This is a genomic window from Bacillus sp. FJAT-47783 (assembly GCF_022808615.1).
Classification (GTDB): Bacteria; Bacillota; Bacilli; order Bacillales; family Aeribacillaceae; genus Bacillus_BZ.
The window spans coordinates 44,191-57,956 of sequence record NZ_JAKZKS010000023.1; the positions used below are offsets into that span (position 1 = coordinate 44,191).

Consider the following 13,766-nt stretch of genomic DNA (forward strand, 5'->3'; position numbering starts at 1 on the left):
AATCCCCCTGTTTTCTCGTTACTTTAAAACTCTTACTTTCACTTGTTTGCGGCCCCACCGGTAAGCAGATGACTTATCAGCAAAGAATACATCTATTTTATTTCCTTTAATCGCTGATCCGGTGTCGGCTGCAACTGCATACCCATAACCTTCAACATACACTTTTGATCCGAGTGGAATAACATTTGGATCAACTGCAATCACTTTCGCATTTGGATTTGCTTTTAAATTGAATCCTGTCGCGGTTTTTCCTGAACAACCATTACAAGACGCTGTATAAGCTGTAGCTACAGCAAAGAATTCTTTCGTCGAAGAAGTTGATCCACGCGATACGGTTGTCGATTGCGGTGGTGCTTTCGTGCCCACTGCAACAATTTTGTCGACACTGTCTTGTTTCGTAACAGTTTTAATTAAATCACGTGCAACTTCTTTTCCATTTTCTAAAATAATTTCATAATGTTTTTCAGCCATTCCTTGTTTACCTGACTGAATGACTTTCTTTTTCCCGCGTTCTAAATTTTGATCCTTTTTCTCAATGACATCATACGCTAAAGGTTCTTCCACTACATCGGTGACTTTTTCTACTCGTGTGACAACAACTTTGTTATGGTCTTTAAGTTTTGCCGTCAACTCAGGTTCAACCTTATCTAAATCCGCTAGCTTAATATTTTGCTCCTTTAAAAAGTCAGCGACCGTAGTCGAAGTTGACCAGATTTGTTGTTCTTTACCGCCAACATTTACCGTTACTTGCATTGCATGTTGAACGTTGAGCGTCATATCTTTTTTAATTTTAGCATCCAACGCTGGTTCAATTTTATCATGCTCATTGAATGATATACTTTCTTCCTTGAGCAGCTCCTCCACTGTTTCAGCTGTTGTCCAAATGGTCCTTCGTTCTTCATTTACAGTTATTTGTATGGGCTTAGCCTTTTTGTAAATGACGCTCATGTTATCTAGAACTTTCGCATCTTTAGAAGGTGATATATAATCTTCTTTTGCTATTTCTATATCTAAGTCTTCAAATAGGGCTTCAACTGTATCTGCATGCGTTCGAACTTGTTCCTTGTTTCCGTCAATATGTACTGTGACGGTCTCCTTTGTCCCTTCGTACGTGCCATAAGCAGTTCCTGTTCCAAATAGACATACACCAACAGCGGAGAGGATCAGTCTATTTTTTTTCGAAAGATTTCCTAGTAATTTTTGTATGTTCGAAATCACAAAAACGCCTCCTTCTCCTCCCGATGGATTATATAGAGTAAATTGGAAACTGTCAACCCTCCTCACTTTTATTCAATATTATCCTAAAAAACTAGTGAAAAGGGAAGAAATAGTTATCGACACGTTATTCATTTTAGGAAAGGACACGTATACAAATTTAGAAGAACCATTGATATATTTGGTTTTTTCTGTCGTCAAAACTTCGAACTTTTTATCGAGAAATGCCGAAAATTTTCATTGCATTTTCCGTCGTTACTCTGGAAACTTCTTCAATAGAAATTCCTTTAATTTCCGCTAATTGCTCAGCCACAAACTTTACATAGCTAGGTTCATTTCTTTTACCACGATACGGATGTGGAGTTAAATAAGGGCAATCTGTTTCAATTAGTAACCGATCAAGTGGAATTTCTTTCGCCACTTCCTTTGGTTTTTTGGCATTTTTAAATGTTACGGGACCACCAAATGAAATGTAAAAATTCATTTCCATACATTGCTTTGCTACCTCTAAACTACCTGAAAAGCAATGCATTATCCCTCCAACCTCTTGAGCGTTCTCCTCTTTTAATATTTCCACGATATCTGCCGTTGCTTCCCGATTATGAATAATAATTGGAAGTTTTACTTCTTTTGCAAGAGCAATTTGCTTACGGAATACTTCTTTTTGAACATCTTTTGGAGATTTATCCCAATAATAATCGAGGCCCATTTCGCCAATTGCTACTACTTTCGGATGGCTAGCTAGCTCTTTAATCCAAGCTAAATCATGTTCTGTCATATCAATGGCATCTACTGGGTGCCAACCAACTGCAGCATAAATAAAGTCGTGCGCTTCGGTTAATTCCATCGCTCTATGAATCGTATCGCGATCAAACCCAACAACGACAATATGGGAAACTCCTTCATTCTTTGCTCTTTGAATGACCGTTTCTAAGTCATCTTCATATTGAACGGCATTAAGGTGAGCATGGGTATCAAAAAACATTATTCGACATCCTTTCTTCGTTGTTTAACGATTTTTTCGACAATAGTAGAAGAGGTGCCAACCGTATGTTTCACGTGAAACACCTCTTCTTTTTGACTCAATTACTTAATTTTTGTCCCGTTTGGCAGTGCAGAATCGACAGTAGCAAGCGACAATTTTCCATTTTCTTCACCTGCTAAAATCATTCCTTGTGACAATTCTCCACGAAGTTTGACTGGTTTTAAATTCGTTACACAAATCACTTTTTTCCCGATTAAATCTTCTGGTGTATAATGCTCAGCAATGCCAGATACAACTTGACGTTTTTCAACCCCTAAGTCTAATTGAATTTTTAATAAGCGATTGGCCTTTTTAACTGGTTCAGCTTTTAATATTTCTGCGACCCGGAAATCTACTTTCATAAAATCATCGATTGTAATTTCTTCTGTATTTTCCGTTTTTTGTACCGGCTTTTCTTCTTTTTTCTCTGAGCCTTTCATTTGCCCTTGAATATACTTCACTTCTTCCTCTACATCTAATCGTGGGAAGAGCGGATTTCCTTTTTGTACTTTTACTGTCTTTAACAAACCGAATGATTCAATTGAATGCCACTTTTGTAATTCTTCCTCTGTTACACCGAGCTGTGTAAAAATAGCCTCTGGTGTTTTCGTTAAAAACGGTTTTAAAAGTACAGCTATTTGACGTAATGATTCTGCTAAATGGTACATAACAGAGGCAAGCTGAGGCCGTTTCGCTTCATCTTTGGCTAAAACCCATGGCTGTGTCTCGTCTATATATTTGTTCGTTCGACTAACAAACTGCCATAAAGAAGCTAATGCAACAGAAAACTCCATTTTCTCCATCGCTTCTTCGTACTTTTCAATCGTTTCCTTATGAAAAGATCTTAATACCTCATCAAACGGTGTAGCCTCTCCCATCTCTTTTGTGACAGTACCATCGAAATATTTTTGAATCATTGCCACAGTACGATTTAATAAGTTTCCTAAGTCATTAGCTAAGTCAAAGTTAATTCGCTCAATAAATCCTTCAGGCGTAAATACACCGTCAGAACCAAATGGCACTTCACGGAGCAAATAGTATCGAAGAGCATCAAGTCCGTAACGATCAATTAACGATATAGGATCGACGACATTTCCTTTTGACTTTGACATTTTTCCATCTTTCATTAATAACCAGCCATGTGCAAATACTTTTTTCGGTAAAGGTAGATCTAATGCCATCAGCATAATTGGCCAGTAAATGGTATGAAAACGAACAATTTCCTTTCCAACAAGATGAACATCAGCCGGCCAATATTTTTGATAGTTGGAATCATCATCAGTCCCATAACCTAGTGCTGTAATATAATTGGATAAGGCATCAATCCAAACGTAAATAACATGCTTTGGATCTTCAGGTACTTTTATTCCCCAATCAAACGTTGTACGAGAAACCGCTAAATCTTCAAGGCCTGGTTTAATAAAGTTGTTAATCATTTCATTTTTACGGGATTCAGGTTGAATAAACTCAGGGTTTTCTTCATAGAACGCCAGCAAGCGATCAACATACTTACTCATTTTGAAGAAATAAGATTCTTCTTTTACTTTCTCAACTGGACGACCACAGTCTGGACAATTTCCATCAACAAGTTGACGTTCTGTAAAAAAAGATTCACAAGGTGTACAATACCAACCTTCATATTGATCTAAATAAATATCTCCTTGCTTAACAAGTTTGTCAAAAATTGCTGCTGCAACTTTCTTATGACGTTCTTCTGTTGTACGAATAAAATCATCATAGGAAATATCAAGCTTTTTCCATAGCTCTTTTATTCCCGCTACAATTTCATCTACATATTGTTGAGGTGTAACACCTTTTTGTTCTGCGTTACGTTGAATTTTTTGACCATGCTCATCAGTTCCCGTTAAATACATGACATCGAAGCCACGTAAACGCTTGTATCGAGCCATTGCATCTCCCGCAACGGTTGTATAAGCATGTCCAATATGTAATTTTCCACTTGGGTAATAAATCGGTGTAGTAATATAGAACGTATTTTTCCGACTGTCCATTATTTGACCTCCCTAATTAAATATATACAAGAAAAGCTCCAGCACTTTACTTAGCACGATAAGCAAATGTTCTTACGACGAAAAGGGCTTTTTAAGGTTATTTGACTCGAGGGATAGGAGCTGGACAACAAAAGCTCCAGTAACCCTACGAACTTTTGATACATGTTATAAATTCTGATATTACAAGAAAGCCCTCGCCCTAATGGACGAGAGCGACACACTTCAAACAATTTTTTCTACATATTCTATGATACCATCATAGCCTGTTTAATCAAGAAAATATACATCTTTCTTTTGATTAAACTAGAACAGTCATGACTTTTGTCGAAAAATCTATAGAAATACTTGTCCCTTTTAAAGAAAAAACATTATCAATCAAATAATAATAATATGTAAATTTACCCTTTTATTTACATCGAAAGCAAAAATGACCAATTCTTCTCCGTGACATTACTAGATTTTTATCGATTTCCTTATTTTTTACAAACTTTTAAAAATAAAATTATTGACGTTTTATGGAAACACTGTTATTCTATAAAGGAAAGCGATTTTTGTCGAATTATGACGAAATACAAAAAGATAGATAAAGATAAATGAAATTTTATAACTGAGAGGGGAAATGATACTAATGAAATCAACAGGTATTGTTCGTAAAGTAGATGAATTAGGACGCGTTGTTATTCCAATTGAATTACGTCGTACTTTAGGTATTGCTGAAAAGGACGCTCTTGAAATTTATGTGGATGATGATCGTATTATTTTAAAGAAGTATAAGCCAAACATGACATGCCAAGTAACCGGTGAAGTTTCTGACGATAACTTCAAACTTGCTGACGGTAAAATTATTCTTAGCCGTGAAGGTGCTGAAAAAGTTTTAGAAGAAATCCAATCTCAATTAGAAGCTTCTAAATAATAGTTCGAAAGTATATGCCATTTTCTGTCCCTCTTAAGGGACTTTTTTCTTTTAAGAAAAGTTTAAGCGCTTGAACTACCCCGACAAGCATAAGACGCTCTTTGCCTCCAATTCCTGAGGGGCTAGGTGCTTGCGCTGAACAATGAAGACTCTATTAATCCATGAAAGCTTTATCAAAATGATATAAATTCTGACATTAAAAAAACTAGTCATTGATTGATTTCATGACTAGTTTTTTTATTACATATGATATGCTTGGTACACTTCTCGTTTTGGGACATTACGGTCTTTTGATACTTGTTTAATCGCTTCTTTAGACGTAAAACCTTTTTCTATATATTGTGTCACGTGCTCATTTATGGTTAAGTTCTTCCACCAAGCTTGTTCCTCTTCAATGGCAAGAGCTTCGTTTTCGTCACACCCCTCAACAACTAAACAAAACTCTCCTTTAATTTCATTCTGACCTGCCCACTGCAAACATTCTTCAATGGTACCTCGGATAAATTCTTCATACTTCTTCGTAAGTTCTCGAGAAATCGCCATTGAACGATTCCCCAAATAATCAAGCATTAGTTGTAATGTTTCTTTTAATCTGTGTGGAGATTCGTATAAAATAACCGTCTCTGTTCGATTTCTTAAGTGCAGTAGTTGTTTTTTCTTCACTTTTTTTTGTCGATCTAAAAATCCGAAAAAATAAAAAGGATGTGTCGAGATACCCGAAGCAATTAATGCAGTTAAAGCAGCATTAGCCCCTGGTAAAGGAATAACAGGAAAACCATGGTCAACTACTTTCTTTACCAATTCAACTCCAGGATCCGAGATGGTCGGCATTCCAGCATCACTGACTAACGATACTTTTTGTCCTTCTTTAAGTAGTTGGATAATTTTTACTCCACTACTTTCTTTGTTATGTTCATGGTGACTTATAATAGGTGTTTGAATGTCAAAATGATTACATAGCTTTTTCGTTTGTCTCGTATCTTCAGCAGCGATCACATCCGATTCTTTTAATATGCGAATTGCTCTAAATGTCATATCTTCTAAATTTCCGATTGGTGTAGGTACTAAATATAGAGTGCCTGTCATTTCATTTGATACAAAGCTTTTTTGTTGCTGCATTAATCATCATCCCCCTCCTGCATGTACTGTTCTTTATTTTTTCTCGATAATTTTTTAAAATAATATTCAACACTCATAGCTTCCTGCTTCGTTTCAAACCGTTTATTATAAATCAGTTTGACAGGCCTTCTTCCTCTCGTATATTTAGCTCCTTTTCCTTTATTATGCATGGCTACTCGACGTTCGAGATCATTTGTATATCCAGCATAATAACTACCATCGCTACATTCCAGTACATAAAAATAATGACTATTTTGATCCATATAAGATTTCATAAATTTCCTTCGTATATTCATTTTTATCATTATAAACAATGAGTGGTGGTAGAACTTTTAAATCTTGTTTTCCACCCTTCGTTCCTTCTATTAATAGCGTATTTGCTTCCTTCCCTAACTTCGGATAGACAAATCGAATTCTTTTCGGCTCAATTTTATAATGCCTCATCAATTCGACGATTTCCAATAAACGACCAGGTCGATGAACAAAAGCGACTTTCCCCCCTGCCCTTACTAATTGACTACTTACACGTACGACATCCTCTAACGTGCAGTAAATTTCATGCCGTGCTATCGCGTAATGTTCATTATTATTGATTTCCTCTTGACCAGGAGTTTTAAAGTATGGAGGATTACACGTTACAACATCAAACTTCCCAAACCCAAGCTGTTTTGGCATATCTTTAATGTCGCCATGAATAATATTAATTTGATTACTTAATTGATTATATTCAACACTGCGCTCAGCCATTTTGAACAGACGTTCTTGTATTTCTACACCGGTAATTTTTCCTTTCGTCCTTGTACTTAATAACAATGGAATTACCCCGTTACCAGTACATAAATCCAGAATATTCCCTTTTTGAATCGGCATATAGACAAATTTTGAAAGTAAGACGGCATCTATAGAAAAAGAGAACACCGACGGACTTTGGATAATTCTTAAATCCTCTGCTAGTAAATAATCAAGTCTTTCATCACCGTGTAATTCCACCATGCTGCTTTTCCTTTCTACTCTTTATTACTTAATTTATATTATAACCATTATTTTATTAGAAGAAGAGATCTTGTCTTAGCAAAAAGAAAAGCCTTCCATATATACGAAAGACTTTTTCTTACTTTTTATTTAAAAATGATAAGCAGAAGAGACAATCACCATCTTTTCTTACACTTCCATAGTGTAAATTACATATATGAAACCCTTCTTGGTATAATCTCGCTAAATTATCATACCCTTCACCGATATCAACGATGGGTTGTTTCTCTTCTCTTTTTTTCTTTCTTTTTGTTTCGTTGATTTGATTAGAAGTTTTTTCTTCAACTGGATACAATCTACGACGAAGATTTTCATTTTCCATTTTTAAATGATTATTTTCTTCAATGAGCTCTCCTATATGTTGTTTTAATTCTCCAAGTTGGCGATAAAGGGAACCAATTTGCTCTTCTAAACTTGTTACTGATTCAAAAATCTCTTTATTATCCACCGTGATTCCACCTCTAATCTGTGGATTTCCTCTATACAGCACCTTCGCTTATCAATTCATCCCACGTATACTCCACAACACGATCTCGTTCAACTAGTTCAACTTGTAACACTCGCTCTAATATATTTAATCCTACAACTTTTCCTTTTCCATTAGGTGTATCAATCATCTCTCCAATATCAGGAAGCTGTTCTTTCGCTGTTTCATACTCATCATTTTCATATTTTAAACAGCACATTAACCTTCCACATAATCCTGAAATTTTTGTCGGATTCAATGATAGATTTTGATCTTTTGCCATTTTAATCGACACGGGTTCGAAATCCCCTAAAAAGGTTGAACAGCATAACATACGTCCACACGGGCCGATTCCACCAAGCATTTTTGCTTCATCACGAACACCAATTTGTCTAAGTTCAATTCTCGTTTTAAAAATAGCAGCTAAGTCCTTTACAAGCTCACGAAAATCGACTCGTCCATCAGCTGTGAAATAGAAGATGACTTTATTACGATCAAATGTATACTCAACATCGACAAGCTTCATATCTAAGCCATGCTCATCCACTTTCGTTAAACATACATCAAATGCTTCTTTTGCTGCTTCATGGTTTTCCTTCACAATAATTCGATCTTTGTCATCAGCTACTCGTATAACTTTTTTTAATGGTAGTACAATATCATTTTCACCGACTTGCTTTTTCCCAACAACGACTTTTCCGTACTCAATCCCACGTATCGTTTCGACAATAACAAAATCGTTTTTATTTATCTCAAACCCATTCGGATCAAAATAGTATATTTTTCCCGCTTTTTTAAAGCGAACCCCGACTACATCATACAAACTTATCCCTCCTGCAATGTTAAAACCAGTTGCTCCATTAATAACTGTGGGTTCACATTAGCTCCCAATCGCCTTTTTGCTTCCATAATTGAAACAACATGGCTTAAAGCAGCACGCTGACTCATTTGGAGTGCCTGTTGCTTTAACATTGTCAATAAGTCTTGATACACAACATCTTGGTCAAGACTGGCTTGAATTAATATAAAATCTTTATATAAATACAAGAGCAAATCTAATCCGCTTTCAAGTTTTTCTTTATCATTAAAAAAAGGCATCCATTGGCTGTGTATATATAGCAACACTTTGTTTTGACGAGAATTTAATATTTCATATAATTTTATCACTTTCGTTCTCGCTTCTGCAAACCAATTGTCCTCACAAAGCTTTTGCGCTTCCTCTATACTATTCGTTAAATGACTAGCAAGAGCAGCTAAATGAGTTGGCATCCCTTTTTCAATTAACCATTCTTTGATCTTTATTGGTGACAAAGGTTGAAAGGATATAACCTGACAGCGTGACAAAATGGTAGGTAATATTAATTGAATTTGTTCCGTCATTAATATAGCCATCGTACCATTTGTTGGTTCTTCTAAAAACTTCAATAAACTATTAGCAGCATTAGCTGTCATTTTATCACAATGGGAAATAATATAGAGCTTCCGGTTTGATTCAACACCTGTCTTTGAAAATTCCTCTTGTAGTGCTTGAATTTGCCACTTTTTTATTGAAAGACCGTCTGGTTCTATTAAATGAACATCAGGATGATTACCACTTTGAATTCTTTTACAATTCTTACATTGTTCACATGGTTTGAAATCATCACGTAAACTTTCACAAAAATAGCTTCTTGCTAATAACAAAGCAGCGTCTTTTTTTCCCGTACCTCTTTTTCCTTCAAATAAATACGCATGGGCTAACCTGTTTTTTTGAATCGTATTTTGGAAAATTTTTAGTACCCGAGGTTGATATTCAGTCAATTGCTCCCACGTTTTCATTGTACATCACTCACTTACGTATACAGGTTAATGAGAAGCCCTTTTATCTCACCAATTTTCCCTAAAATATTGACCCCTTCTTTCTCTTTTGTTAATAATTCATCTGTTAACTCTACAAGCTTTTGATCAATTTCTTCTACTAAATGAAGGGTTCGTTTATTACCATTTAAATCCCAGTTGTTCGATTCTTTTAAAGACATACCATATTCGACAGCTTCTCGAATAAATCGTTTCACTATCGTTTTAAACGTTGATAAGTCATGAACATTCATTGATCTATGCAAACGACTTCCTGCTCGTTCTAACTCTGTCATAAGCTTATTTAATTGGTCATTGTATAGCTTAGATTCCTGTTTTTGCACAAGCTCATGAAAGGGTCTTGTACTTGTTGAAGTCTTATTTTGCTTTATTTCACGTTTCGATGCTTGAGGAAGTAACAACTCACTTACTTTCATGTTCGTCCACCTTAAAATTGATGAAATGATTCCACTGGTAAAACAAAAACTGTTGCTCCTCCAACCTCTACCTCAACTGGATATGGGACGTAAGAATCAGCATTCCCCCCCATAGGTGATACAGGAGCAACAAGTTGATCACGAGATTGACAATTTTCTTTTATTATTTGAAGTGCTTTTTCAACACGTATATCTTCCGTTCCAATCATAAACGTCGTATTCCCAGACTTCAAGAAGCCTCCAGTACTCGCTAACTTCGTTACACGAAAGTTATGCTCCGTTAATGCCTTTAAAAGACGACTACTATCTTGATCCTGCACGACCGCCATAATTAGCTTCATAAAGAAAGCCTCCTTTTTATTTTAACACGGTTCCAATTTACTAGCATGACAGAATCGATAATTCCAAATATTATCTACCATTATAACAAGAAATAAAGGCCTACAACATAGATTGTAAATAAGGTTTCAAGATTTCCTTTACTTCCATATATACTCTTTCAATCGGTTGATCGGCATTTACTACTTTAATCCGCTCTGGAAACATATTAATTACTTGTTTATACCCTTTGTATACCTCGTAATGAAAATCTAAATGTTCTAAATCAAGACGGTTTGTTTCCCTTTCTTGATTTTCCGCAATCCGTTCTAAACCTCGCTCAGGAGTAATATCAAAAAATAATGTTAAATGTGGCATAACACCATGAATCGCAAATTCATTCATTTGGAGTACATCTTTTATCCCAATACCTCGCGCATATCCTTGATAAGCTAGTGAACTATCGATAAATCGGTCACATAATACAAGCTTATTTTCTTCTAAAGCTGGGATAACCTTTTCGACTAAATGTTGCCTTCTAGCTGCGGCATATAATAGAGCTTCCGTACGAGCATCCATCGTTGTATGACTTTTATTTAATATAATTTCTCGAATTTTTTCCGAAATGACAATGCCACCCGGTTCACGAGTTGCTACAACTGATTGGCCTTTACGTTCAAAATCATTTACTAGTTTAGATAAAATCGTTGTTTTTCCAGCCCCATCTGGACCTTCAAATGTAACAAAAAAGCCTTTCATCTTCGTTCTCCTTTTATTCATATATTAATATAGTATTATCTCGCAAACTGCTTCCACCTTGTATCTTTACATTCATTTGAAGCAATGCTTTCATTTGCACAATATGATCGTTTGTAATTCTTTCACCTATCATCAGTAATGGGATGCCAGGAGGATATGGAATAATCATTTCTGCGCAAAGATTTCCCACTGCTTCATGTAATGAAACATATCGTTTATTTCTTTTCTCTAGCTCCTTATAAGGAACACCAAGACTTACGAGAGAGTTTTGTAGAGGTATAAAAGGAACCTCCTTACCTCGCAAAGTATTTTGTATGTAAGATAACTTGTCTTCTATTTGTTTAAAGGATATACTCCTTTCATCCAGAGTCGTTAACGGTAAAATAAGTAACATATTAAAAGGATCCGCTAATTCAGGAAAAAGACTACTATCTTCAAATACTTGTTGTAAATCGTATCCTGTTAATCCCTCTGTCGAACGAGCTGTAAGTTTTAGTGGATCTTGGTTCACGTTTGAATCGTTTGATTTGACAATACGAAGACCCTTCAAGTGTCGAAAATGATCCGTAAAATGATTAATTGTTTTATTAACCTCATCTTCTTCAAACTGCATCTTTTCCATATACGCTCTTGCTAAATCAAGCGAAGCCATAATAATATAAGAAGGGCTACTTGACTGAAGTATCGATAAATATTTTTTTACGTCCTCTTCTTTTATTAATTTACTATTAAAGTGAAGATATGACCCCATAGTCAAGGCAGGTAATGTTTTATGCGCAGATTGAATGACAATGTCAGCACCTGCTTCAATAGCGGAAGTAGGAAATACAGAACTTACACAAAAATGTGCTCCGTGAGCTTCATCTACTAATACAGGAATGTTCCATTGATGGGCATATTCTACAACATCATCTAGTTTTGTGTATGATAATCCGTAATAATTAGGGTTTGTTACAATTAATGCTTTCGCCATAGGGTACTGATTAATAGCCTGCCGTACAGTTTCAACTAGAACATAAGAGGGAACTTGGAGATCTTCATCTACAACCGGTGCTAAAAAAACAGGGGTTGCCCCAGCAAGCTGAATCCCATGAATAATAGACTTATGGCAATTTCTTTGAACAAGAACAACATCCCCTTCTTGACAACATGCCAATATCATAGCTAAATTTCCAACGGTTGAACCATTAACTAAAAAATAAGTAGACTGTACGTCAAAAAAGCGAGCAGCTAACTTTTGTGCATCCTTAATAACTCCTTCAGGTGCATGTAGATCATCTAAATTAGTTAACTCTGTTACATCAAGTTTTAAAATTTCGTGAAAAAAAGGATGACCTTTCTCATGAAAAAATGTACCGTTCTTATGACCTGGTACATGGAAAGATATAGGGTTTCGTTGTATATGTCGCAATAACGCATCATATAGAGGCGTGTCTATACTCATCACTTGTATCGTCCTTTTATAGTATTTTCTTTCATTTTATTATAACAACACAGTCAGTTTCCTATGATACTAAAAAACTTGGCTGTTGTGTAGCCAAGTTAAGAAAGTAATTGTGATGTTTTAATACGCTTTAGCCTTTGAACGAAATATTTATACTTTAAATCATTCGTATGTGTCCGAATCATTTCCTTTTCACAATCATTACATATAAAACTGGTATAAAGATGGATTCCTATTTTCTTATTTTGATTACAAATAATACATTCTTCTCCAACCATTGCATGATTGCCATTTGATTTCATTATTTCTCCACCTCCATCCACCAGTTTTGCCAAACATATTAATTGTATACAATATTTCGAATTAATTAATCTCTTTAAATTCTATGGGAATTTGACGATCTTCGTGTCTGTCTATATACGAAAGTCAAAATAAGGACAATTGACATTAATTTTTATTTCGGGCAGCTTTCGTTTTCAAAAACAGGGGGAACGACTGTTTTTCTTAGGTTAATTATAGTTTGGAGGATGTTTTTGCGCGAACATTGAGGGTAATTGCACCACTTTCCGTAACAATTGCACGAATCTCAAGCTTAATTGCACGAACTGCAAAATTATTGCACCACTTATCATGTATTTGCACATTTAATGGTGTAATTGAACTTCATATCCATTAATTGCACCAGATTTTCTTTTATTGCACCGATGTTTAAAAACACAAAAAAAGAACAGCTTTTGCTGTTCTTCGTTTGCCTGGCAGCGTCCTACTCTCACAGGGATTAATCCCAACTACCATCGGCGCTGAAGAGCTTAACTTCCGTGTTCGGTATGGGAACGGGTGTGACCTCTTCGCTATCGCCACCAGACCTATATTTTACGGCTTTCGATGAGCGGCGCATTTCGTTGTCACCTTCAGTCATCGGCATCCTCACGTACGGATGTACGCTCCGGTACCTCCTCCTTCGGTTCCTAGAACTGCTTGCTCCTCAAAACCCTTTTCGCTTGTATGAAAGTCTTAAAAGAGAACATTATTCTCTCAAAACTAGATAACACGTTTCACTGAAATCTATTCATGTATTTAGGTTAAGTCCTCGATCGATTAGTATCCGTCAGCTCCATGTGTCACCACACTTCCACCTCGGACCTATCAACCTGATCATCTTTCAGGGATCTTACTCACATAACGTGATGG

General features: G+C 35.8%; 15 protein-coding genes and 2 rRNA genes. 1 reads left to right on the forward strand and 16 read right to left on the reverse strand.

The features are described 5' to 3' along the window. Nucleotides 1-18: 18 nt before the first annotated feature. The 3 genes from MLD65_RS14595 to metG form a co-directional block, all read right to left on the reverse strand. Nucleotides 19-1,218, reverse strand: coding sequence for a ubiquitin-like domain-containing protein (locus MLD65_RS14595; RefSeq protein ID WP_481748535.1), 1,200 nt, complete (start codon nucleotides 1,216-1,218; stop codon nucleotides 19-21). Between the two features lie 211 nt (nucleotides 1,219-1,429). After that, the gene (locus MLD65_RS14600) at nucleotides 1,430-2,200 is read right to left on the reverse strand and encodes a TatD family hydrolase (protein WP_243292589.1); all 771 of its coding nucleotides are present in this window, start codon (nucleotides 2,198-2,200) and stop codon (nucleotides 1,430-1,432) included. Nucleotides 2,201-2,301: 101 nt separating this feature from the next. Then, nucleotides 2,302-4,251, reverse strand: coding sequence for a methionine--tRNA ligase (metG, locus tag MLD65_RS14605; RefSeq protein ID WP_243292590.1), 1,950 nt, complete (start codon nucleotides 4,249-4,251; stop codon nucleotides 2,302-2,304). A 622-nt stretch (nucleotides 4,252-4,873) separates the two neighbouring features. Here metG and MLD65_RS14610 point away from each other — a divergent pair. Next, nucleotides 4,874-5,164 carry an AbrB/MazE/SpoVT family DNA-binding domain-containing protein gene (locus MLD65_RS14610; protein ID WP_243292606.1) on the forward strand — a complete coding sequence of 97 codons (291 nt, stop codon included), beginning with the start codon at nucleotides 4,874-4,876 and terminating at the stop codon, nucleotides 5,162-5,164. A 240-nt stretch (nucleotides 5,165-5,404) separates the two neighbouring features. On the opposite strand, the gene rsmI is transcribed toward MLD65_RS14610, so the two are convergent. The 13 genes from rsmI to MLD65_RS14675 form a co-directional block, all read right to left on the reverse strand. Then, nucleotides 5,405-6,283 (reverse strand): 16S rRNA (cytidine(1402)-2'-O)-methyltransferase, encoded by an 879-nt coding sequence (rsmI, locus tag MLD65_RS14615; RefSeq protein ID WP_243292591.1) that lies wholly within the window; start codon nucleotides 6,281-6,283, stop codon nucleotides 5,405-5,407. Continuing rightward, a complete protein-coding gene (locus MLD65_RS14620; protein WP_243292607.1) occupies nucleotides 6,283-6,546 on the reverse strand; it encodes a GIY-YIG nuclease family protein in 264 nt (87 codons plus the stop codon). Before MLD65_RS14620 ends, rsmI begins: the two co-directional genes overlap by 1 nt. Further along, nucleotides 6,533-7,276 carry a tRNA1(Val) (adenine(37)-N6)-methyltransferase gene (locus MLD65_RS14625; RefSeq protein ID WP_243292592.1) on the reverse strand — a complete coding sequence of 248 codons (744 nt, stop codon included), beginning with the start codon at nucleotides 7,274-7,276 and terminating at the stop codon, nucleotides 6,533-6,535. The genes MLD65_RS14620 and MLD65_RS14625 overlap by 14 nt, the downstream gene beginning before the upstream one ends. Nucleotides 7,277-7,394: 118 nt before the next feature. Then, a complete protein-coding gene (gene yabA, locus MLD65_RS14630) occupies nucleotides 7,395-7,763 on the reverse strand; it encodes a DNA replication initiation control protein YabA (protein WP_243292593.1) in 369 nt (122 codons plus the stop codon). Nucleotides 7,764-7,794: 31 nt separating this feature from the next. Next, complete coding sequence (ricT, locus tag MLD65_RS14635; RefSeq protein ID WP_243292594.1) at nucleotides 7,795-8,604, reverse strand: competence/sporulation regulator complex protein RicT; 810 nt, start codon at nucleotides 8,602-8,604, stop codon at nucleotides 7,795-7,797. Between the two features lie 2 nt (nucleotides 8,605-8,606). Then, the gene (gene holB / locus MLD65_RS14640) at nucleotides 8,607-9,599 is read right to left on the reverse strand and encodes a DNA polymerase III subunit delta' (protein ID WP_243292595.1); all 993 of its coding nucleotides are present in this window, start codon (nucleotides 9,597-9,599) and stop codon (nucleotides 8,607-8,609) included. Between the two features lie 14 nt (nucleotides 9,600-9,613). Beyond that, nucleotides 9,614-10,054: a YaaR family protein gene (locus MLD65_RS14645; RefSeq protein WP_243292596.1), complete on the reverse strand. Its 441-nt coding sequence runs from the start codon at nucleotides 10,052-10,054 to the stop codon at nucleotides 9,614-9,616. Nucleotides 10,055-10,065: 11 nt separating this feature from the next. Further along, nucleotides 10,066-10,395 (reverse strand): cyclic-di-AMP receptor, encoded by a 330-nt coding sequence (locus tag MLD65_RS14650; protein WP_243292597.1) that lies wholly within the window; start codon nucleotides 10,393-10,395, stop codon nucleotides 10,066-10,068. A 100-nt stretch (nucleotides 10,396-10,495) separates the two neighbouring features. Further along, nucleotides 10,496-11,131 (reverse strand): dTMP kinase, encoded by a 636-nt coding sequence (gene tmk, locus MLD65_RS14655; protein WP_243292598.1) that lies wholly within the window; start codon nucleotides 11,129-11,131, stop codon nucleotides 10,496-10,498. Nucleotides 11,132-11,144: 13 nt separating this feature from the next. Then, the gene (locus MLD65_RS14660) at nucleotides 11,145-12,575 is read right to left on the reverse strand and encodes an aminotransferase class I/II-fold pyridoxal phosphate-dependent enzyme (RefSeq protein WP_243292599.1); all 1,431 of its coding nucleotides are present in this window, start codon (nucleotides 12,573-12,575) and stop codon (nucleotides 11,145-11,147) included. Nucleotides 12,576-12,673: 98 nt separating this feature from the next. Then, a complete protein-coding gene (locus tag MLD65_RS14665) occupies nucleotides 12,674-12,877 on the reverse strand; it encodes a sigma factor G inhibitor Gin (RefSeq protein ID WP_243292600.1) in 204 nt (67 codons plus the stop codon). A gap of 448 nt (nucleotides 12,878-13,325) precedes the next feature. Beyond that, nucleotides 13,326-13,440 (reverse strand): 5S ribosomal RNA (gene rrf, locus MLD65_RS14670). A gap of 213 nt (nucleotides 13,441-13,653) precedes the next feature. After that, a 23S ribosomal RNA gene (locus MLD65_RS14675) occupies nucleotides 13,654-13,766 on the reverse strand; the annotation flags it as partial.

Excerpts from the sequence above, each read along its gene's own strand:
- MLD65_RS14600 (WP_243292589.1), bottom strand. The coding sequence starts at position 2,200 with ATGTTTTTTGATACCCATGCTCACCTTAATGCCGTTCAATATGAAGAT.
- metG (WP_243292590.1), bottom strand. The coding sequence starts at position 4,251 with ATGGACAGTCGGAAAAATACGTTCTATATTACTACACCGATTTATTAC.
- rsmI (WP_243292591.1), bottom strand. The coding sequence starts at position 6,283 with ATGCAGCAACAAAAAAGCTTTGTATCAAATGAAATGACAGGCACTCTA.
- MLD65_RS14620 (WP_243292607.1), bottom strand. The coding sequence starts at position 6,546 with ATGGATCAAAATAGTCATTATTTTTATGTACTGGAATGTAGCGATGGT.
- MLD65_RS14625 (WP_243292592.1), bottom strand. The coding sequence starts at position 7,276 with ATGGTGGAATTACACGGTGATGAAAGACTTGATTATTTACTAGCAGAG.
- holB (WP_243292595.1), bottom strand. The coding sequence starts at position 9,599 with ATGAAAACGTGGGAGCAATTGACTGAATATCAACCTCGGGTACTAAAA.
- MLD65_RS14645 (WP_243292596.1), bottom strand. The coding sequence starts at position 10,054 with ATGAAAGTAAGTGAGTTGTTACTTCCTCAAGCATCGAAACGTGAAATA.
- MLD65_RS14650 (WP_243292597.1), bottom strand. The coding sequence starts at position 10,395 with ATGAAGCTAATTATGGCGGTCGTGCAGGATCAAGATAGTAGTCGTCTT.
- tmk (WP_243292598.1), bottom strand. The coding sequence starts at position 11,131 with ATGAAAGGCTTTTTTGTTACATTTGAAGGTCCAGATGGGGCTGGAAAA.
- MLD65_RS14660 (WP_243292599.1), bottom strand. The coding sequence starts at position 12,575 with ATGAGTATAGACACGCCTCTATATGATGCGTTATTGCGACATATACAA.
- MLD65_RS14665 (WP_243292600.1), bottom strand. The coding sequence starts at position 12,877 with ATGAAATCAAATGGCAATCATGCAATGGTTGGAGAAGAATGTATTATT.